Genomic DNA, 20,264 nt, shown 5'->3' on the forward strand with positions numbered 1-20,264 from the left:
GTTTATTTAGATTTTGGAATTGTTTTATTGGCCAAAACATGCTTAATGTAATTTGAAATTTTGTTCATTCCTTTTCCTTCAGCGGTATCGACGTTTGAAAGGATTATGGCGGTAATTTCGTCTTTTTCAAAATACATTAACTCACATTGAACGCCATACCAACCGCCAGTATGACCAACAATGGTTTGACCCCATCGATTATCCACAGAAATCCCAAACCCATAATTTGTATAATATCCTTTTACCAATGGAGACATCATTTTTTTGGTTAAAGATTCAGAAATCAATCGATAGTTTTTTAGGGCTTTAAAAAATTTCAAAAGATCCTCTGTGTTTGAATAGTAGAAACCTGCAGGGTTGGCCATTTCAAGAAAAGTATCATTCTTGCTATAGGTGTTGGACTCTCCAAAGTAAGAAGTATATCCACTTGCTTTGTTTTTTACAATGGAATCCAACGGGATGGCTAGCGTGTTTTCCATACCAGCTTTTGCAAAGACATGTTCATCCAAATATTGGTGATAGCTTAAACCGCTCAGTTTTTCTATCAACAGACCAATAACCATATATCCCGAGGCACTGTAGGCATATTTTGAACCAGGTGAAAACAATAGCGGTTTGGTTGCAAAAAAAGGCAAATAGTCTTTAATATCCACTAAATCCAATTTTCCCATATTTTGAGATTCATCCACCAAAAAATTGTTCAATCCTGAGGTATGTGTCAGCAGCTGATGGGCCGTCACCGAATCTCGGACGGTTTGGTTGGGATAATTGGGCAAATAGTTGCCAACGGGGACCTCCAAATCCAAGAGACCTTTTTCCACCAATTGTAAGGCTGCAACGGCAGTCATAGTTTTGGTTATGGATGCGGTATTGAAAAGTGTGTTGACTCGATTTTTGACATCATACTCCAAACTTGCGTAGCCATAGGCTTTTTCAAAAAAAACACTGTCTTTTTGCGCCATTAGGACCACCCCAGAAAACTCTGGATAGGTTATGTTTTCCAAGTAATCAATAATCCTATTTTCCCCAACCGTTTGCGAACACACAAATTTGCTTAACATTAAAAAGCAGGTAAGGTAGAAGGATTTCTTATGCATATCGTTTATATGAACTTTAATTTAAGCTCAGTCATTTGTTGTGTAGCTCTATTATATTCTTTTTTTCAATTCCATTTTTTCTACCCAGAAAAGTTTCGATTCTGTGAAACGAATGATTGAGTCATTTATAACCCGGACTTTGGTATTATCAAAGTCTAATCGATAATCCTGTGTTATGTCTTTCTTCTTATTACAACTAAGTATAATCGACTTATTCTTATAAGTCCAGGCACCTTGACCTTTTTCCATTCCAGCAGCTTGAATTTCACCATTCATACCAGTTTGTTCCCAATGTTGTTCAAATTCAAAGGTTCCGGTTGAATTAAGAGTCAATTTATAACGTTGCTTTATTCCAGAGCTATTATTGAAAATATACTCTCCAACGTATTTATCAGTTTGCGAACAGGAGGTAAGACTTGTAAGGAGAAAGAATATTAATAACCTTAATTTCATTTTTTGATTTTTTCTAATGCAATATGACGAATGTATGTGATCAGTAATCATATTTTCCAATTGTGCACAGTTGACAAGTTAGTGAGATAACTAGAGTCTTAGAATCATTTATTTGAACTTTTTTAGAGTTCGGTTCTTTGTTAACAGCTGGCTTATTTATTCGTTTGTTTTCGTAATTCGTTTATCTCATTCTCCAAATCCGATTTCGATTGAAGTACCCCCCCCACAAATTACAGCTTTTAGTTGACTTTTCTTACTCAATCATTTTATCCCTATCTTGGGATATGGAAAAATTGGGCAACATTTTGGCCATTTGGATTCATAGAAAAAGGTTTTTGATTAAAAACTATAACTCAAACCTTTCAATAAACCAGCTTTCATTTCTAATTATAGTATTTTTTGCTGTACTCCCATTGACTGTATATTTTGTAGTTAGTAACCAAGAATATACTTGGTTGGATATATTGGCATTTTACATAATGGTATTGTTGCCTTTTAGCCTTTCTATAGTAACCGCTATTGGTTGGTACAAAGCCAAAGAAATGGCCAAAGCCGATGCGGAAGGTTTCTCATTTGTAAAGCTATCGTTTAAGAAGATAGAAAAGGAATATTTTGGATTTGATGACTCCGACATGGAAAATCTAGAGCTTTTGACAAACCTTTTGCCTTCCAAAGAAAAGATAGTCATTAGGGAAGTACCAAAGAACAAGCAATCGGGTAATCTTAGGTTTCTTTTTTCGTTTTTGGACCATATTATTGAAGATGGTATTCAAGGGCTGGGAAAGGAATCGAGAGACTCACTTTCCAGTTTAGTTCAAAAAAGATTTTCCTTTGATGGTTCAGAAATCAACCTAAATACGTTTGCATCAAGTTACTCCAAATGGTCACAGAAGACCAAAGCAGGGGACTACGATGATACCCGAAAAACTATAGCCAAAGCACTGGGCCTTTCCAATTAATTATAGATTTTATGCCCAAATCCCGAAAACAAAAGGCAATTAAAACGCAATCTTCATTTCCCTATTTTTCACTTGCATCAAGTGATATATGTTTGTCCTGTACAAAAAAGTAAGCGGCCGTTTACATATTCTCTAATTCCAAAAATCAAAAGTTATGGAAGAGCAACAGAATGTGTTGACATTACTCAAAGAAATCAAAACCATCCTTGGCCATCAGAAGAAGGTCATGAACGTGGAAGACCTTGCTGCCTATACAGGACTTTCCAAAAGCAAGATTTACAAGCTTACCTCGTTAAAGCTCATTCCTATGAGTAACAATAAACATATCCGGCAAATATTTTTTGACAAGGATACCATCGACAAATGGCTGATGGGCGACCCAAACCTATCCGATGAATTTCTTGAAGAGAAGTTCAATCAACAGCTTCAAAGAAACAAAAGCCACTGAGTTTTGTAGCCTTACCCCTTTTAGAACATCGCTAAATTCATAAAAACAACCAAATGACCTCCTCCCAATATTAGGTGCCGGTCATAACTAGAGAATCGGGGCTTTCTTGGCATTCATGAAGAAAATGTTGAATAATTATCTCTGAGACACCACTATTATATAAATAAACCTTAATGTGAAAGAATGATTAATTTTCTGAAACATCAAAATTCCACTTCAATTCCTCAAGCTTCCAAATGAACTTTTTTACCTCATCGGTAGCGTTTTTTAAACCATTGTCATCATTGAACTTCATTGACAATTCGTCACTGGTTTTATAAAGTAATTTGTAGGCATAGAACACTCTTTTTTGTAGTATTTCAAGACGTTCCGAATTTATTCCTGCATTTAATTCTTCAATGTTTTCACAATCCCAATTAAATTCTGATTGTAGCAGTTCAAACTCTGTTTCTTCTTCATTTATTGCTTTAAACCCCGCCTCAATGGCAACACGCATGGAGTTTTGATAGAATTTATCACCGATGCTGTTTTTATCAATGTTTATTCTTTGTTTATCCCTGCCATCATAAAATATATAAGGGAGAATAGATTCTTTAAGAGCCTTTGTCAAATAACCAAGTTTTCTGTTCTCTGGAACCATATACCAATGCAAATCATAATTCATATCAAGCACTGCCCCAATATATCTGCCAGTTTCATTTTTTAAAAAGAAAAATCGGTATGAATCAAAATTCCCAATGATATCATCCGTTATTTTGGGTTGTTCGGACCACACCTTTGCTACAACCACTGTTTCACTTATTTGTCGGGTAAATATTGTTTCGGATTCTTTTTCTTTGTTCAGAAGGTCAATATATCCTTGTATTTCTCGGTTTGTCATTTTTATGAAGATCAGTATATAAAAATCAGATAAAAATTTCAAATATGTAATAGCACAAAAGGTTTAATCATGTTAGGTATCGCAACTAAAACCTCCATGAAAATATTCCTAAAATAACACACTAATAATTATGGCTATTTCCAGAAAGGAACTATATGACTTGGTCTGGTCCCAACCCATGGTTCAGATCTCAGAAAAACTACAAGTGCCCGCACATATTTTAAGAAAAAAATGTAATCAATATCAAATTCCGCTGCCTAAACAGGGATATTGGCAAAAACTTCGATATGGAAAGAAAACAAAGCAGGATAAGTTACCACCTATAAATGTGGCTGGGAACAGAAAGCCAGACGGTAAGATTATGGTAAAGTTTGTGAGCGAATACAAAGCACGCATAGAAGAGCTTAAGAATGACAGGGCCTTGGATTTAAAGGTCCCGACCAAACTGTCCCGGCCACATCCATTGATAAAGAAAACCGAAACGGCCCTGGGGAAGAAATTGGACAAGGAATATGGTTCGAGGTTTAGTTCAAATGACCCTAAATTCGAGTTTCTCCCAATCAATACGGATAAAAAACAGCGGGCTAGGGCCCTAAGAATTATGAACACTTTGGTTCGTGCCATCGAAAAGTTGGGACATAAAATAAGTTTCCAATATGGACGATGCTATGTGGAAATGTTTGGTCAGAAAACAGAGATAAACCTTCGTCAAAAGTATAACAGGGTTAGAGAAAAAGGGGATGATGGATTTAGTCGGGAATCTTGGGTAAAAACGGAAAGACTAGAGTTTCAGGCAGGGCCTTCCTTTGATCAGAAAAGATGGATAGATACAAAAACCAGAGACCTTGAATATTATCTGCCTGAAATCATCGCTTGGATAGAAAAGGATTGTAAGTACTGGCATGACCTCAGGGCCCAACAAGCAGAAGAAAGGAAGGAAAAGGAACGGGAATTGGAAATTGAGCGAAAGAGACTAGCGGTTATTGAATCTGAAAAGAAAAAATTGGAGGAGCTTATTGAGAATGCACAAAACTGGAAAAAAGCACAAGCCATACGTGAGTATATAGGTGAAATGGAGCGCCAAGTAGAGAATATGGATTCAATGCTTGGGGAAGATCCCAAGGCCTATATCGAGTGGGCCAAACGAAAGGCCAATGGTTTAGACCCTTTAAATGGATTCGAAGATCCCATTCTCGGTAAGGAAAAGTAAACACAACTACTTGAAAGAGTATCAACTGTATCCTTGCACATTGGTTTTAAGGAACATTCGATAATTATTGGTAATTTACTGGCATCCCTTAAAACAGTTGTTAAAAATGGCTCCGTGACACCGGGAACAAGAAAGAACAACTTTTTTGGCCCAAATCCGTTGATTATGTGGAAACAGTGGAATGATACGATCATTCAGAAAAAGGATAGATGAAAAAAATCTTTTTTTTTGATACCGAAGTTCAAGCTAAAAGCGGGAAAGTCCTTGACATTGGAGGAGTTGACGTAGCGGGTTATACATTTCACTCCAATTCCATACCTGAGCTGTTGGAAATATTCGGTCAGCACGAGTATATATGTGGGCATAATATCATTTATCATGATATACCCTATGTCCAGAAATATGTGGGCAGGAAACTTTCTGGAGCCAAGGTCGTGGATACACTGTTTTTATCCCCCCTCTTATTTCCTGCCAAACCCTATTATTCCCTACTTAAGGATGACAAACTCCAAACAGAGGAGTTGAACAACCCAGTAAACGATGCGATAAAGGCAAGGGATCTGTTTTATGATGAAATATCGGCTTTCAATAGAACGGACGAGGATCTTAAACAGATCTACCATGCCTTATTGAAAGATAGGAAGGAATTTTCATCATTTTTTGATTTTGTCGGGTATGCTCCTTTTACCGATAACCTATCAAGATTGATTCGAAAAAGGTTCACGGATAAAATTTGTAGATCTGCCCCAATGGATAACATCATCCAGACAGACCCCGTGGGCCTTGCGTATAGTTTGGCAATTATAGATACGGATAGTAGAAATTCGATTACGCCACCCTGGGTGCTTAAAAATTATCCTGAAGTTGAACGGATCATGTATCTGCTCAGGAACAATCCCTGCATTGAGGGCTGTACTTACTGCAATAAGGCGTTGGATGTAAAGTTAGGTCTTAAAAGGTTCTTTGGATATCCCGACTACAGAACATTTGATGGCAAGGCCTTGCAGGAAGAAGCGGTAACAGCGGCCATACACAACAAATCCATTTTGGCCGTGTTTCCAACGGGAGGAGGTAAATCCATAGCATTTCAAGTGCCAGCACTGATGAGCGGGGAAAGTGTAAGGGGCCTTACGGTAATCATTTCACCCTTACAGTCCCTAATGAAGGACCAAGTGGACAATCTTGAAAAGATTAACATAACCGAAGCGGTCACTATAAATGGCCTTCTTGATCCGATTGAACGTGCAAAGGCGTTTGAACGTGTCGAAAACGGCAGTGCTTCCATTTTATATATTTCACCGGAATCGTTGCGGTCCAAGTCGATTGAAAGACTGTTACTTGGACGAAACGTGGTCCGTTTTGTGATTGATGAGGCACATTGCTTTTCTTCATGGGGCCAAGATTTTAGGGTGGACTATTTATACATTGGGGATTTTATCAAAATGCTCCAGGAGAAAAAAAACCTTGAATTTGGCATACCTGTTTCCTGTTTTACAGCAACGGCAAAACCTAATGTGATCCAGGACATCAAGGATTATTTCCAAGATAAGCTCGGACTTAGTCTGGAAAGTTTCAATGCTTCCGTTTCACGGACCAACTTGAATTACAAGGTGATTCCCAAGGATAATGAAGAAGATAAATACAATACACTTCGCAATTTGATCGATGGAAAGAATTGTCCGACCATTATCTATGTATCACGCACCAAAAAGGCATTTCAAATAGCCGAAAGATTGTCAAATGACGGGTATTCGGCCGGGGCTTATCACGGTAAAATGGATAAGCAGGAGAAATCAGAAAACCAAGATGCGTTCATTGAGGGAGATATACAAATAATGGTCGCCACATCTGCCTTTGGTATGGGCGTAGATAAAAAGGACGTAGGCTTGGTCATCCATTATGAACTTTCGGATTCCCTCGAAAATTATGTGCAGGAATCTGGCAGGGCCGGTAGGGATATAAATATTATAGCGGATTGCTATGCGCTTTACAATGAAGATGACCTGAGCAAGCATTTTGTTTTATTGAACCAGACCAAGCTGAACATTAGGGAAATCCAACAAATATGGAAGGCGGTCAAGGAAATTACACGGTTTAAGGATACCGTTTCCAACTCAGCTTTGGAGATAGCGAGAAAAGCGGGATGGGATGATAATGTGGTCGAGATTGAAACCAGGGTTTCCACGGCCATCTCCGCCTTGGAAGAGGCTGGTTATCTCAGAAGGGGCCAGAACATGCCACGAGTTTATGCCAATGGGATTCTTTCCAAGAATGCCCTTGAAGCCATTGAGAAGATAAATCTATCAGAAAAGTTCAACGATAAACAAAAACAACAAGCGGTACGCATCATCAAAAAATTACTTTCCAGTAAGAGCAGGAAACAGACTACGGATGAAGCGGCCGAATCCCGGATTGATTATATATCCGATCACCTAGGAATAAGAAGGGAAGAGGTCATCAGTGTGGTCAATATTTTACGGGAAGAAAAGATATTAGCGGACTCCAAGGACTTAACGGCCTATATAGGTCGTGGAACCAAGAAAAATAGGTCCATGACCATATTGGAGTCCACCGGTGAAATCGAAAGGTTTCTGGCTTCTGAATTTGACTTGGAGAAAAAGGCCTTTCACATCAAGGAATTGAATGAGATGGCTGATGAAAGTGGGTGCAAAAGTGTTTCGCCCAACAAGATCAAAACTATCATCAACATATGGACAATTAAAAATTGGATCAAAAGGGAGCAGCACAACTATTCCAAAAATCATTTTTCCATCCAATCCAATTATTCAAGAACTGAATTGATGGACAGGTTGGAAAAGCGTCACGAACTGGCACGGTTCATTATAGATTCCCTGTACCAAAAAAGTGAAGATTTCATTTCGGACACTGATAAGGAAAAGGTATTGGTCGAGTTTTCAGTACACGGGTTAAAAAGTGAATATGAAAACCGCAATAGCTTGTTCAAGTCCCATATTGATATTGATGACATTGAGGATGCACTGTTTTATCTCTCCAGAATAGACGCCATACATATCGAAGGCGGGTTTCTGGTCGTTTACAATAGGCTCACAATAGAAAGGCTGGAAAAGGACAATAGGATTAAGTATAAGGTAGAGGATTACGAGAAGCTCCATCGGTTTTATGAAAACAAGATCCAACAGATCCATATTGTGGGCGAGTATGCCCAAAAAATGATCGCTGATTATAAAGGGGCATTGCAGTTTGTTGAAGATTACTTCCAGTTGAACTACGTTTCGTTTCTGAACAAATACTTTAAGGGAAGTAGGCAAAATGAAATAAAGAGAAACATAACGCCCGCAAAATTCAGGAAGCTTTTTGGAGCACTTTCACCCGCACAACTTAGCATCATTAAGGATAATAGTAGCCAACATATTGCGGTGGCTGCCGGTCCTGGCAGTGGAAAAACCAGGGTCTTGGTCCATAAATTGGCTTCGCTCTTGTTAATGGAGGATGTAAAGCATGAACAATTGTTGATGGTTACCTTCTCAAGGGCGGCAGCTACGGAGTTTAAGACCCGCTTGTTTGAGTTGATACATAATGCGGCTCTTTATATTGAAATAAAAACGTTTCACTCCTATTGCTTTGATCTATTGGGTCGTGTCGGTTCCCTAGAAAAATCGCAAACCGTGATCAAGGATGCCGTGGACAAAATAAAGAGCGGGGATATTGAAGCCAACCATATTACAAAGACGGTATTGGTCATCGATGAGGCCCAGGATATGGACCAGCATGAATTTGAGCTGATAAAAACGCTGATTGAACACAATGAGGAAATGCGGGTCATTGCCGTTGGTGATGATGACCAGAATATTTATGAATTCAGGGGCGCCAGTTCAGAGCATCTGGAGCAATTTATCTCCGAACAGAAAGCCAAAAAAGTTGAACTTGTTGAAAATTATCGAAGCAAGGCCAACCTGGTGTCGTTTACCAATCAATTTGTGGAACAGATACCCCACCGATTAAAACAAACCCCGATCGTTCCCAAACAAAAGGACAATGGTTTGGTTAGGGTGGTCAAATATTCCAGCTCAAATCTCATTGCTCCATTGGTCAAGGAAATACTATCAACTGATTTAACTGGGTCGACCTGTGTGTTGACACACAGGAACGATGACGCCCTTCAGATTGCAGGGCTTTTGATTAAAGGTGGTTTGCCTGCCAAGTTGATACAATCCAATGATGGTTTCAGTCTTTATGATCTATTGGAGGTGCGCTTTTTTATCGAACAACTAGGAGTTGACCAAGACCAGTATATCATCGATGAAAGCACATGGAAAAATGCAAAACGAAGACTTTGGGATACCTACAGGGATAGCTCCAACATAGAAACCTGTATCAACATCATCAAGGACTTTGATGCCAGCCATCCGAAGAAGAAGTACCGGACCGATTTTGAAATGTTTGTCAAAGAGTCCAAACTGGAGGATTTCACAAAGACCATGGGGGAAGCCATCAATGTTTCGACCGTTCATAAGGCAAAAGGGAAAGAGTTTGATAATGTGTTCTTAATGTTGGACGGTTATAACTTGGACTCCGATGAGAAAAAAAGACAAATTTATGTGGCCATGACCAGGGCCAAACAGAACCTGGTTGTTCATTTGAACAGTGATTTTCTGGATAGCTTGTCGTGTGAGGACATTCAAAAAGAATTTGACTATAACGCCTATCAACCTTCAGACCTATTGGTGTTGCAGTTATCGCATAAAGATGTATGGCTGGACTTTTTTATTACGCGACAACATCTCTTGTGCGATTTAAAGAGCGGGGATCAATTAAATGTTGATATTGATGGTTGTTACGATGAAATGGGGAATTGTCTGGTTAAATTTTCGGGAAAATTCAAGGATAAGATTCACGAATATGGAAATAAGGGGTATCGAATTAAGGACTGCCAAATAAATTATATGGTATACTGGTATAAGGAGGAGATTGATACAGAAGCAAAAATTGTGCTTCCTGAATTGCTGTTTCAAAAAAGTGAACAAATTCCATCGGAAAACTCTACAACATCGCTAAACATGTCATAGCGGCAAGTCAATAGTTTAGGTAAATTGTTTTCAGCACTAACAAACAATACCTCCAATTGGTAATCTAGAGGTCATTAAAAAAAGAAAATTTTAATTCACAGTTAAGTGGCAACTGTTCCATTTTACTTTTCAAGGATTTTTTTGGCAGTCAAAACAATGGACATGACGGGGTAACTTGAGATGGTTAATATCAGATATATATTGTGCTAACGGCATAAATGCCGATTAAAACTTGGATAAAAAGAGCCACAGCACTTTTTGACATAATGGTATAGGGCAATTTGATCATCCCATTGTAAATTGTATAGTTTCTTTGCCATGTTTTGTTTTCCCCAATTTTATTTTTGAGCCGAATACACCCAACAATCAACTCATATTTTTATTATATTTGAGCCGAATAAGATTTTTAATCGACTCATGCGATATAATTGGCAAAAAAAGGATTGGCCCAATTTTCAATACCAGACCAATGATATTGAAGACTTACTGTTTGATTTTGCACAGAGAACTGGGCGTATTGGGGGAGTATTGGAAGGGCTTTCGGAAACGGAGCAGACAGATGCCATGATCAACCTAATGGTTTCCGAGGCCATAAAGACGTCCGAGATTGAAGGTGAATATTTGAGTCGAAATGATGTCATGTCCTCTATCAAGAGAAATTTAGGAATTCAGCAAGATGTTCCCTTAACCAAGGACAAAAGAGCTGAAGGGATAGCGGAGCTTATGTTGGCCGTTCGAAAGAATTTTAATGAGGGCCTTCGTGAAAGAGAGTTGTTGGATTGGCATTCCATGTTGATGAAGGGCAATGTATCTGTTCAAGTGGGCCAGTGGCGGACCCATGAGGAACCGATGCAAATCGTATCTGGAGCCATGGGCAGGGAAGTGGTCCATTTTCAGGCACCACCTTCTGAAAGAATACCTTCCGAAATGGAAGCTTTCATTGCTTGGTTCAATAAATCACAGGATAAAATAAAGAAACCTATAATAAGAGCTGCTGTTGCCCATCTGTATTTTGAATCCATTCACCCGTTTGAGGACGGGAATGGTAGGATAGGTCGTGCGATTGCGGAAAAAGCTTTGTCCCAAAGTATCAATCGTCCAGTTCTATTCAGTTTGTCAAAGTCCATTGAGAGCAACAAAAATGCCTATTATGACGCTTTGAAAAAAGCGCAGCACTCCAATGAAATCACCGAGTGGGTCAATTATTTTGTACAGACCGTTCTTGAGGCACAAATAGATGCCGAACAGGAAATCGAGTTCACATTAAAAAAGACTAAGTTTTTTGACCAATTTAAGAATGGGTTCAATGATCGTCAAGAGAAAGCGGTTCGCCGGATGTTGGACGAAGGGCATAAAGGTTTTGAGGGTGGGATGAACGCACGTAAATATGTTTCCTTGACAGGGGCATCCAAGGCCACGGCCACCAGGGATTTACAGGATTTGGTCGAAAAGGGAGTCTTTGTTCCAATTGGAGGCGGAAGGAGTACCCGATATGAAATCAAACTTTAGAAATCAGCGAACGAAGAAGAGCGAATTGCTGAATGCCCAAATCCTTTGGATTTGTACAAAAGTTTGTTTGTCTAAGGGCTGACACTAAATTCCAATTCGATTCCATTGAGTGAGTCGCCCCACCATACATTTAGTGTGTTATCACCAACATCTTTTCAAACCTCTACTATTGCTCAGCCTCATGCTCCCATTCCTTGATATAGGTATCCAGGTTGAGCAAGACAAAATTTATCCTTTCCATCGGGAATTTGTTGGGGTCATAGCTGCCATCAATGGCCACAAGTTTGCTGTTTACCCATGCTTTTGTTTCCTTGTATTCCGGATGCTTGGGCTTTTCCATGATCTTTAGAAAATCATAAAAACCCGGTATGCTGCCAACATCTTCTGGAGGGCAGTTCAATGCTCCATCACAACAGACGGGAAAGGGCATTGCCAGATCCTCCACTATCATTTCCAAGGTCAGGGAATGTTGCCAGTAATCCCCGAAATCGTACAAATATTCCAATTTTTGGCCCTTGGCCTTTAGCACATCACCAATGGTTATCGTTTTCGAATCAATGATCTCATTGGGGCCATTAAAGCCATCGTCCTCAAATTGTTGACCAATCCGATAGCTGTCCATAGTGAATTCGTACAGGTGGTAGTTCTCCCACCCCATTACAATCTGGACGATGTGGTGAAGCCTGTAAAACGTGGTATCGGATGGGACCAAAAATTCACGCCATATTTTGGGGGAGGTCTTTTCCAATTCGATTCGAAACTTGAATATTTTTTTCAATGTATAGAACTTGTGTGTAATTGTTAATACTTAATCAGACAATCTTAAAAAATTAGTTTGACTCTTAAAGCAAATCCTTCAGATAAGTACGGCACAAAAAATCATCAAAATGAAGTTGGGATTGCTCGAACTTGCTTTGGCTTATTCCTTTAGTTTAATTCTTTGTGCTTCTGTGTCATATTCGTAATGGACGATATTTTCATTCAAGATCAATTGGATGGTTTCTTCGATAACCTCAAAAGGAACTACAAACCATTCCCTTGGATTTAGTCGTTGTCCTTTTTCATTGAACAAGTCAATGTCCAAACAAGCATTGGCGAAAAATCTATGCAGAAGAATTTCTAATTTGTCCGCATTTCTATTGTAAACTTTGTAAGTCGCTATTTTTTTGACGTCTGCAAATAAGTAAGTCGCTTCGTTTTTGGCATTCTTTATTCTGTCGTCAACTGAACCACTTGCAAAGCCGATTTTGTATAAGTCCTTAATTTCTGTGAGTTCTTTTTCAGTTGATTTTGTTTTCAAAACGTAAATCCAACCCGACTGAACATCTTCTTCTTTTACAAGCCCTGAATTAACAAACAAGTCCTGTTCAATTTTGTCATAGGTGTTGGTGATCAATTTCCCATCTTTTTGGATTTGCTTCCCTAAAGAACGGTACAGCATATTGCTGTAAGTTCCATTTTCAAAAACCGTTCGTGTACGACCTTCAAGTCTTACTCTATTTCCTGAACCAAGGTCGACTTCATCTTTTTTCAAATTCGCTGATTCTAAATAAAGCATAATGCCATTCATTAGATAGAAATCGCCAACGTGTAGGTTTTTTTCAATGTTGGTAAACGGCTTTATCTTTCGCTTTCCTTCCTTTATTTCCTTGTGAACTTTTAAGAACATTTTCTCATACTTCTCAAAGTCCTTTTCTTTTATTGGTTTTCTTTGGGCAACAAAATCCGCATCTGCCCTATCTTCTGGTCTTGGTGTGTGTTTAAATTTGAAAATAGCTAAATCATTGTCAGCATCTAGCAATCCCAATTCATCATCTTCATTCAAAATGTCGTCAATGGATTGCTTTTCCATTTCTACATAGCCCAAAAGGTTGTGTCTGTCAAAAGGTTTAAGAACTTTTTTCTGCTCTTCATTTTCTCTGAAGTTTTTGAGTTTGGCTAACAAACCATATTCTGACATACTGGATTTGTTAGGTTCCCGCTCGTTTTTGTCAATAAAAACATTGATTTCCTCAAAAGAATCAATAAGCCTTTCTTCATCTGTTTTTACAGTTGAAGTTTTGACTTTGGCATCTAACAATCCAAAATCATCATCATCAAAAATATCCTCTATGGTCAGTTTCTTTTTACCCATTTTCAAGTGTTTTTTTACGTTTTAACTCTCTCAAAAACACTAAAGCTTCTGCCATTCTCTTTTCTTTATGGTCAAATGCCTGAATACTTGGTTGCTCGCCCTTATTGTTTTTTACCCATTCTTTTATTTTTGGCCATAATAAAATGGCTTCTTCTTCGGTCATTTCAATTTTGGTGGATTGAATATGTTCGTCAATCAATTTTAAAACCTGTGTGGTTACCGATTTTGATAAAATTTCAAAGGCCTTTTGGAACGGATTCACTTGGTCAATCAGATCAATGTGAATATCATCTATGTTCACAAAGCTTCCTGCCATTCTGATAAATTTCTTGTCGCCTTGTTCCTCAATAGTACTGTTCTTAATAACAGAATCGACTACTACGTGCTGTCTTACGGCTTCCACATCTTCTTCATCCAAATCGGGATAAACTTCACGAATGATTTTAGGAATCAAAACGGTATTGATAACCTCTGGCTCAATATTCCCGGGCATTGCTTTCAGCATTTGTGGGTCTTGCAAAATCTTAGCCTTCAAATCATTCAAATCTGTATCAATGATGTCTTTGGCCCTCTGTGAAGTAGGTAATTTGAAACCTCTTATTTTAATGGTGTTGTCATCCTCGTCTTCATCCTCATCATCTTCGTCTTTTTTGAGCTTGAATTTCCAATTTGGGGCCAACACTTGCTCCATCAATAAAGAAGCTGTTATGGCTTTCAGCATATTATTGACAGACAATTTTACTTCTTCATCTTCTGCATCAGGTTGCGCAATAAGGTTGGTAAATTGAGCGTGTGTTTTATTGTTGCTGTCTCTTGTGGCTCTACCAATGATTTGAATGATTTCAGTTAATGAACCTCTGTAACCAATCGTCAAGGCGTGTTGGCAATAGGGCCAATCAAAGCCTTCTTTTGCCATTCCTAGGGCAATTATAATGTCAATATCATCTGCCGATTTTACATTGCGTAGATACGCACTTATTTTATCTCTTGATTTTGGATTGTCGTTTACCAAATCAGCCACTTTTAAAATCTTGCCTGTCTTATGGCTTTTAATATGTAAAACACCTGTTTCTTCGGCTTGATATTCCAACTCGCCCAAAACGTCAATGATGTGATTAACTTCTTCGTATTTCTCTTTGGAAGATTCAGCAGAATTTACACTTGGAATGTGGATGATGGTTTTTTGATTCTCATCTAAAATCTCTGCCAAAGCCGACATTTCTTTTTCAGGATGTTTCTTGAAATACTTCCCTGTGTAAAAATGATAGCCGATCCCCAAGGATTTTAAAAACTCATAGCCGTTTAATTGTTGGTAGTAGGTGTACGTTACTTTGGTGAATTTAGCCTCATCTTCTGGCATTAATACAGGAACACTATCACCTCTGAAATAAGAGCCTGTCATTGCTACAATATGGGCGTTAGAATTGTGCATAATGCTTTTTAATACCTGACCTAAAATATTATCGCATTCTGCTGAAACGTGGTGAAACTCATCAATTGCTACTAATGTATCATCCAACTTTTTCACGTCTAAACCCTCAAAGGCAAAACGCAACGTAGCGTGTGTACAGACCAGAATTTGCTCGTCGGATTCCAAAAAGTTTAAGAATGCCGTCACCTTGCTTTTTTCTGTGCCCGGTGTACAGAGATTGTATTTTGGATTTGGGTTCCAATCGGCAAAAAAGCCATATTTCTTAAGTTCTGTTGAGCCAAAAGATGCACCAATAGATTTTTCAGGGACCGCAACAATGACTTTTTGAATACCTTGGTTTTTCAACTTGTCCAAAGCAATAAACATCAAGGCCCTTGATTTACCCGATGCTGGTGGTGCTTTAAGTAATAAGTATTGAGCAGTTCTGCCTGCGTATGCCTTTTCTTGCATTTCCCGCATACCTAAAGCATTGGTACTTTTGCTTTTTCCTGTTTGGTCGTATGTTACGTGTACTAAATTTGGCATTGGCTATTTCTTTAATTTTTTGGCAGTAGCATCTATCTGCTTGATGAAATCCTTTTCCGCTTTTGAAAGCTCGTTTTTTGTCTGCTCCTTATATTTTGCATATTCTTTATGAGCTTTGTCCAACGCTTTTTGATGGCTGATACTTCCTGCATTGGTTAAAATGTCATTCCCCGTCATTGTTAAAAAATCATCCAAACGGTTTATCCAATCTTTCATATACATTGGTTTTCTGTTTAGCGCTTGCAATTCTGCCAATTCCAAATAAGCGGTTACCATTCTGTTGAGTACATCCAATTCTTTTTCGTTCAGGTAGTTTTTGGCAACTTCGGTTTCTTTTTTGGTTGGTTTTTCACCTTTAAAATTGGTTAACCCTAAATTGGGCTTACTGGCATCAATACGTTTGTAAATGGTTTCCGCAGCGGTTTGTCCGTGTGCTGCCCAATGCATTTTGTTTTGTACGGTTTTAAAAAACAGAATGGATTCTTCGGCTTTTCCGTCATAATCAATACTGGTTGCATATATATCGAGTACTTTTCGCCAAAACACTTTTTCTGACGAACGTATATCCCTTATACGTGCCAACAACTCATCAAAGTAATTGCCTCCACCTGCTTCTTTTAGCAAGTCGTCATTCATTGTAAAGCCCTTTACTACGTATTCTTTTAAACGTGCTGTTGCCCACTGGCGAAACTTTGTGCCTTGTAAGCTCTTTACGCGATAACCAACAGATATGATGACATCCAAATTATAGAAATTGGTAGGCTTGGTAGAAAAATCGGAATTTCCGATTTTTCTCATTGAAGTCTCTTTTTTTAGCTCGCCCTCTTTGTAAATGTTGAGGATATGTTCGTTAATGGTCGACTTTGCTTTTTGAAACAATTCAGCCATTTGCTCAATGGTTAACCATACGGTTTCATCCTCTAATCGAGTTTGGATTTTAGTCTGTCCATCTTCGGTCTGATATATGATTAATTCACTACTCATTTTACTTTCTTTTTTGGTTTTTTTTACCCTGAGCTTGTCGAAGGGTCTTCTGCTTGGCAAACAGGGTATCTTTTTTTACCATTCCCTCATACTGCTTAAACAAGAACTCCAAACGCTCGGTATCGTTTTTAAAAGGTTGCAAACGGTAACATTGTTCAATGGCAATATCGAGGGCTTGATGGGCTTGCAGCAAACCTTTGGGCATTGTAGGTGGGTTGTACAACTGTGCCATTGTTTTGCTAGGGTGTATGGCTCGCTCATCTAGTATATCAAACACATATTGATTCAAATTCTCTTTTTGTTTGGTGGTAATGTCTGGAAAAGGAAAAGTATTATAGCAGAGTTTTGCTGAATAACGATAATCTGTCTTTAATTTTCCTCCAACATTTCTTACCCAAACCATATGCATACGAGAAGTTACTACTGCAAAAAGCCAAGGTTGGGCGTGGTATATTGCCATTGCTGAATTTGAAATAATAGTATCCTGATTCAAAAAGCCAATTGGTATATAATCCCTTCTCTCTGATGATGTTGCAGGTATAATAATTGAGTCTGAATTTATATGGCGTATTTCTCCAAATAAATGTGGGCTTTCTGCTAAAGCGTTAGTTGCTTCTCGCTTGCTATTTAATCTATGTATTTCTACGTTGTCAATACGTTTTGCTATCTGAGGAATTTTATAGGCTTCTTTTAAATAACTGTCCTCAATCCAAAGACAATATTTTTTTATTCCTCTAACAAACTCTGCACCTCCTGAAAACTCTTTAATGTATTTTGAAGCGTTGCTATTCTCTTTAATAAGATTGTTCCTTTCATCTTCATCCAATAGCAAGTAGCCTTTGTCATTAGGCATACTACCGAAACTTATTTCAGGAAATTTTGAAAGCGGTTTACTTCTACCTATGACAATGGTATTAGAACCATCCAATAAATAAGGATTTATGTTTTTTGCTGTTTTTCTAAAATTGTCGTTAAACAAATATTTCGGTTCATTACTTACATTTCTTAGTCCAACAATAATGACCGTAACGCCTGCATTGCCTTTGGCGTTGTTGGTCCATTTGAAAGATTGGTGTGCAAAGTCAATTTCTATGTCGTCTGAAAGAATTGAAGGCCATATTAAAGCTACTTGTTCCCCCTGACAAATTGAATTGGTTGTTACCAAGGCACATTTAGCGTTATTGTCTTTTATATAATCTTTTGCTTTATAAAACCAACAGGCGATGTAATCCATATTGTTGTATCCACTCTTTCCGTGGAATACAATTTTCATATCTTTTTTCTGTTCAGCATCCTGCAATCTTGCTCCCAAATAAGGCGGATTGCCAATTACATAAACTTCATCCTTTGCAGAAATTGGACACACCTCATTCCAATTTCTTCTTGTGGCATTGCCATGTTGTATTTGTCCTGCTTCTTTTAAAGGTAAAATTGGTTTTGATTTTCCGTAATCAAAAAGCATTTCTTCAAATACGCGGTTCATTTGGTGTTCTGCCAACCAAAGAGAGAGAATAGCCATTTCGTGAGCAAAGTCGTCTATCTCGATACCGTAAAACTGAGAGAGGTTTACAGAAGTCCATTTGAAAGTTGGTGTAGTTTCTAAATCGGTAATTTTTTGCAGAATCTTTATTTCCAATAAGCGGATTTCCTTGTAAGTGATAATCAAGAAATTGCCACTACCACAGGCAGGGTCAAAGAATTTGATTTTTGAAATGCGTTGAATGAGTGCGTTGAGTTGTTTTACCGTTGTTGCATTTTCAAATTCCTCATACAATTCATCTAAAAAGAGCGGTTTAATGAGTTTCAGAATGTTGGCTACCGAGGTATAGTGCATCCCCAAATCGCTACGGTAATCTGGAATTACCACCGCTTGTATCATTGAGCCGAAAATGTCAGGATTGATGTCCTTCCATTGCAATTCGCCCAATTCGATAAGTGTCTTTCTTGCTTTCGAAGTAAATCTTGGCGAACTGATTTTTTGACCAAACAAACCACCATTTACATATGGGAATTTGGCTAAAAAGTCTGGATAGTCTTTTCCGCTTTTGCTGTCCAAACGGTCAAACAAATCATCTAAAAACGTATGGGTGTCGCTACCGTTCTCTGTGGTGTGTTGAGCAAGTGTGTTGGTAAAAATGCTGTCTTGCTCGAATATCTCGGTGTCTTCGGCAAAGAAGCAAAACAACAAACGCGATAAGAATATATTGAGGTTGTGGACGCTTTCTTTTGAATTGTAAATGTTGGGGTTTTCCTCAATCAACAAATCATACAACGAAGCCATCTTGTAGGAAGCGTTTCTGTCCGCCTCATTGTCGTTGCTCGCATTGTAAACCTCACTACCTGCCAACGGCAAAAAGAAGTCGAAATAGTTTGGTAGGTCTTTAAGTGCAATATCTAAGGGGCGACCTGTTTTTAGGTCTTTAGCAACGATTTGTTTGTGATCGGTAAGAATCGCAAATCTTGGTTTGTGTTTTAAGATGCGTTCTTCTTTTGTAATGGTATCTATACTGCTCAACAATTTGTCCGTGGCTTCAACTTTAAAAAAGATTTTCTTTTTGTAAAGGACTTCGCCTTCCACCTTTGAGAGATTGTAATCCCCTTTTTTTAGTCGTGTTACAGAAGTTTTTGAAATACCGTAAGCAACTAACAAGTCAAAGACAAATTCTTCCTTCGTGAAATTGTCAATCAGGGTCTGAACATTATGTTTTATTTCACTTGATTTCATTAGTTGTCTTGTTCAGGTTTGTTGGAAACGAGCAATTCTTTAATGTCCACATTCAGAATGTCCGCAATCCTGTATAAGTCGTCTATACTAGGTTGTCTTTTGTTTTGAGCATAAGAGTGAACCATATTGTAGCTTTTCCCCAATTGCTCAGCCAACCAAATTTGCTTAATTCCTTTCTGGTCTAAAATGGCTTTAATCCGGTTCATTTTGAATTATTTTATTCGGTGAACTAATGTAGGAAAGATTTTATGGATACTCACTGAATGAGTATAAAAACTATCATTCAATTAGGTCTCTATGGGTAGGAGAAAATCCCTTTGGTTTTTTGGGGTTGGATGATGGTGTGTATGCAATAAGGAAGTCGGCCAAATGGATTTTAACGTGCCCTTCCTTTGCAAATCCTTCTTTGGGCTTTGCCGTGGAAGGCCACAATCCGTTTGTCCGCCCAACAAATTTTAAGGGGTCCTTAATAAAAGAAGCCCTGGTTGTTTTTCGGGTCGTCGAAAAACAGGGCAGTGCCCAAGGACTTCTCATCAGGACACCATCGCCCGCACTCGCTTAACTTCCCGTACGCTCCCTTGGCAATGGGTCGGATGGAATTCCTAAGGCCCTTATCGAACCTGTCAAGGCCATGCCCTGTTTTGTCCATAAATAGGGTTTCCACTTCCTTGAAAATCTTTGGCCGTGCCTCCGGCAGGCAAGATTTTACTACGTCGCGGAGCCTCCCGATTTCTGCCCAAAAGCCCTGACAGAACCCCCTTCTTTTATTGTGCTACGCACCTAAGAAGCAAACAAACGCCCCTTAAAATTTGGGAAACAAAACCAAAAAAATAGAGGGGAAATTTTTAACCCTGTTTGCT

Annotated in this window: 15 protein-coding genes; 5 read left to right on the forward strand and 10 right to left on the reverse strand. The window is 38.5% G+C overall.

Annotation, left to right across the window (positions count from 1 at the left end):
• Positions 1 to 2: 2 nt before the first annotated feature.
• Both PY091_RS06905 and PY091_RS06910 read right to left on the reverse strand, forming a co-directional pair.
• Positions 3 to 1,061, reverse strand: coding sequence for a serine hydrolase domain-containing protein (locus PY091_RS06905; RefSeq protein WP_275648974.1), 1,059 nt, complete (start codon positions 1,059 to 1,061; stop codon positions 3 to 5).
• A gap of 87 nt (positions 1,062 to 1,148) precedes the next feature.
• A complete protein-coding gene (locus tag PY091_RS06910) occupies positions 1,149 to 1,550 on the reverse strand; it encodes a hypothetical protein (RefSeq protein WP_275648975.1) in 402 nt (133 codons plus the stop codon).
• Between the two features lie 464 nt (positions 1,551 to 2,014).
• Here PY091_RS06910 and PY091_RS06915 point away from each other — a divergent pair, with 464 nt between their 5' ends.
• Together PY091_RS06915 and PY091_RS06920 are read left to right on the forward strand one after the other, a co-directional pair.
• Positions 2,015 to 2,509 (forward strand): hypothetical protein, encoded by a 495-nt coding sequence (locus PY091_RS06915; protein ID WP_275648976.1) that lies wholly within the window; start codon positions 2,015 to 2,017, stop codon positions 2,507 to 2,509.
• 154 nt (positions 2,510 to 2,663) lie between these two features.
• Positions 2,664 to 2,957 (forward strand): helix-turn-helix transcriptional regulator, encoded by a 294-nt coding sequence (locus tag PY091_RS06920; protein WP_275648977.1) that lies wholly within the window; start codon positions 2,664 to 2,666, stop codon positions 2,955 to 2,957.
• 187 nt (positions 2,958 to 3,144) lie between these two features.
• Here the strand turns inward: PY091_RS06920 and PY091_RS06925 are convergent, their stop codons facing one another.
• Complete coding sequence (locus PY091_RS06925; protein ID WP_275648978.1) at positions 3,145 to 3,837, reverse strand: hypothetical protein; 693 nt, start codon at positions 3,835 to 3,837, stop codon at positions 3,145 to 3,147.
• Between the two features lie 130 nt (positions 3,838 to 3,967).
• On the opposite strand from PY091_RS06925, the gene PY091_RS06930 reads away from it, so the two are divergent.
• From PY091_RS06930 to PY091_RS06940, 3 genes are all read left to right on the forward strand, one after another.
• Complete coding sequence (locus PY091_RS06930; protein WP_275648979.1) at positions 3,968 to 5,047, forward strand: hypothetical protein; 1,080 nt, start codon at positions 3,968 to 3,970, stop codon at positions 5,045 to 5,047.
• Positions 5,048 to 5,256: 209 nt separating this feature from the next.
• Positions 5,257 to 10,095: a RecQ family ATP-dependent DNA helicase gene (locus PY091_RS06935; protein ID WP_275648980.1), complete on the forward strand. Its 4,839-nt coding sequence runs from the start codon at positions 5,257 to 5,259 to the stop codon at positions 10,093 to 10,095.
• A gap of 417 nt (positions 10,096 to 10,512) precedes the next feature.
• Positions 10,513 to 11,604, forward strand: coding sequence for a Fic family protein (locus PY091_RS06940; protein WP_275648981.1), 1,092 nt, complete (start codon positions 10,513 to 10,515; stop codon positions 11,602 to 11,604).
• A 166-nt stretch (positions 11,605 to 11,770) separates the two neighbouring features.
• On the opposite strand, the gene PY091_RS06945 is transcribed toward PY091_RS06940, so the two are convergent.
• The 7 genes from PY091_RS06945 to PY091_RS06975 all read right to left on the reverse strand — a co-directional run bounded on the left by PY091_RS06945 (position 11,771) and on the right by PY091_RS06975 (position 20,053).
• Complete coding sequence (locus PY091_RS06945; protein WP_275648982.1) at positions 11,771 to 12,382, reverse strand: plasmid pRiA4b ORF-3 family protein; 612 nt, start codon at positions 12,380 to 12,382, stop codon at positions 11,771 to 11,773.
• A 141-nt stretch (positions 12,383 to 12,523) separates the two neighbouring features.
• Positions 12,524 to 13,738, reverse strand: a complete 1,215-nt coding sequence (locus PY091_RS06950) for a GIY-YIG nuclease family protein (RefSeq protein WP_275648983.1) — start codon at positions 13,736 to 13,738, stop codon at positions 12,524 to 12,526.
• Positions 13,731 to 15,695: a DEAD/DEAH box helicase gene (locus tag PY091_RS06955; protein WP_275648984.1), complete on the reverse strand. Its 1,965-nt coding sequence runs from the start codon at positions 15,693 to 15,695 to the stop codon at positions 13,731 to 13,733. The genes PY091_RS06950 and PY091_RS06955 overlap by 8 nt, the downstream gene beginning before the upstream one ends.
• 3 nt (positions 15,696 to 15,698) lie before the next feature.
• Positions 15,699 to 16,679 (reverse strand): virulence RhuM family protein, encoded by a 981-nt coding sequence (gene rhuM / locus PY091_RS06960; RefSeq protein ID WP_275648985.1) that lies wholly within the window; start codon positions 16,677 to 16,679, stop codon positions 15,699 to 15,701.
• A 1-nt stretch (position 16,680) separates the two neighbouring features.
• The gene (locus PY091_RS06965) at positions 16,681 to 19,404 is read right to left on the reverse strand and encodes a class I SAM-dependent DNA methyltransferase (RefSeq protein ID WP_275648986.1); all 2,724 of its coding nucleotides are present in this window, start codon (positions 19,402 to 19,404) and stop codon (positions 16,681 to 16,683) included.
• Positions 19,404 to 19,610: a helix-turn-helix domain-containing protein gene (locus tag PY091_RS06970; protein WP_275648987.1), complete on the reverse strand. Its 207-nt coding sequence runs from the start codon at positions 19,608 to 19,610 to the stop codon at positions 19,404 to 19,406. The genes PY091_RS06965 and PY091_RS06970 overlap by 1 nt, the downstream gene beginning before the upstream one ends.
• A gap of 260 nt (positions 19,611 to 19,870) precedes the next feature.
• Positions 19,871 to 20,053, reverse strand: coding sequence for a hypothetical protein (locus PY091_RS06975; protein WP_275648988.1), 183 nt, complete (start codon positions 20,051 to 20,053; stop codon positions 19,871 to 19,873).
• Positions 20,054 to 20,264 lie beyond the last annotated feature (211 nt).

This window comes from Flagellimonas okinawensis, from assembly GCF_029194005.1.
Lineage (GTDB): Bacteria > Bacteroidota > Bacteroidia > Flavobacteriales > Flavobacteriaceae > Flagellimonas > Flagellimonas okinawensis.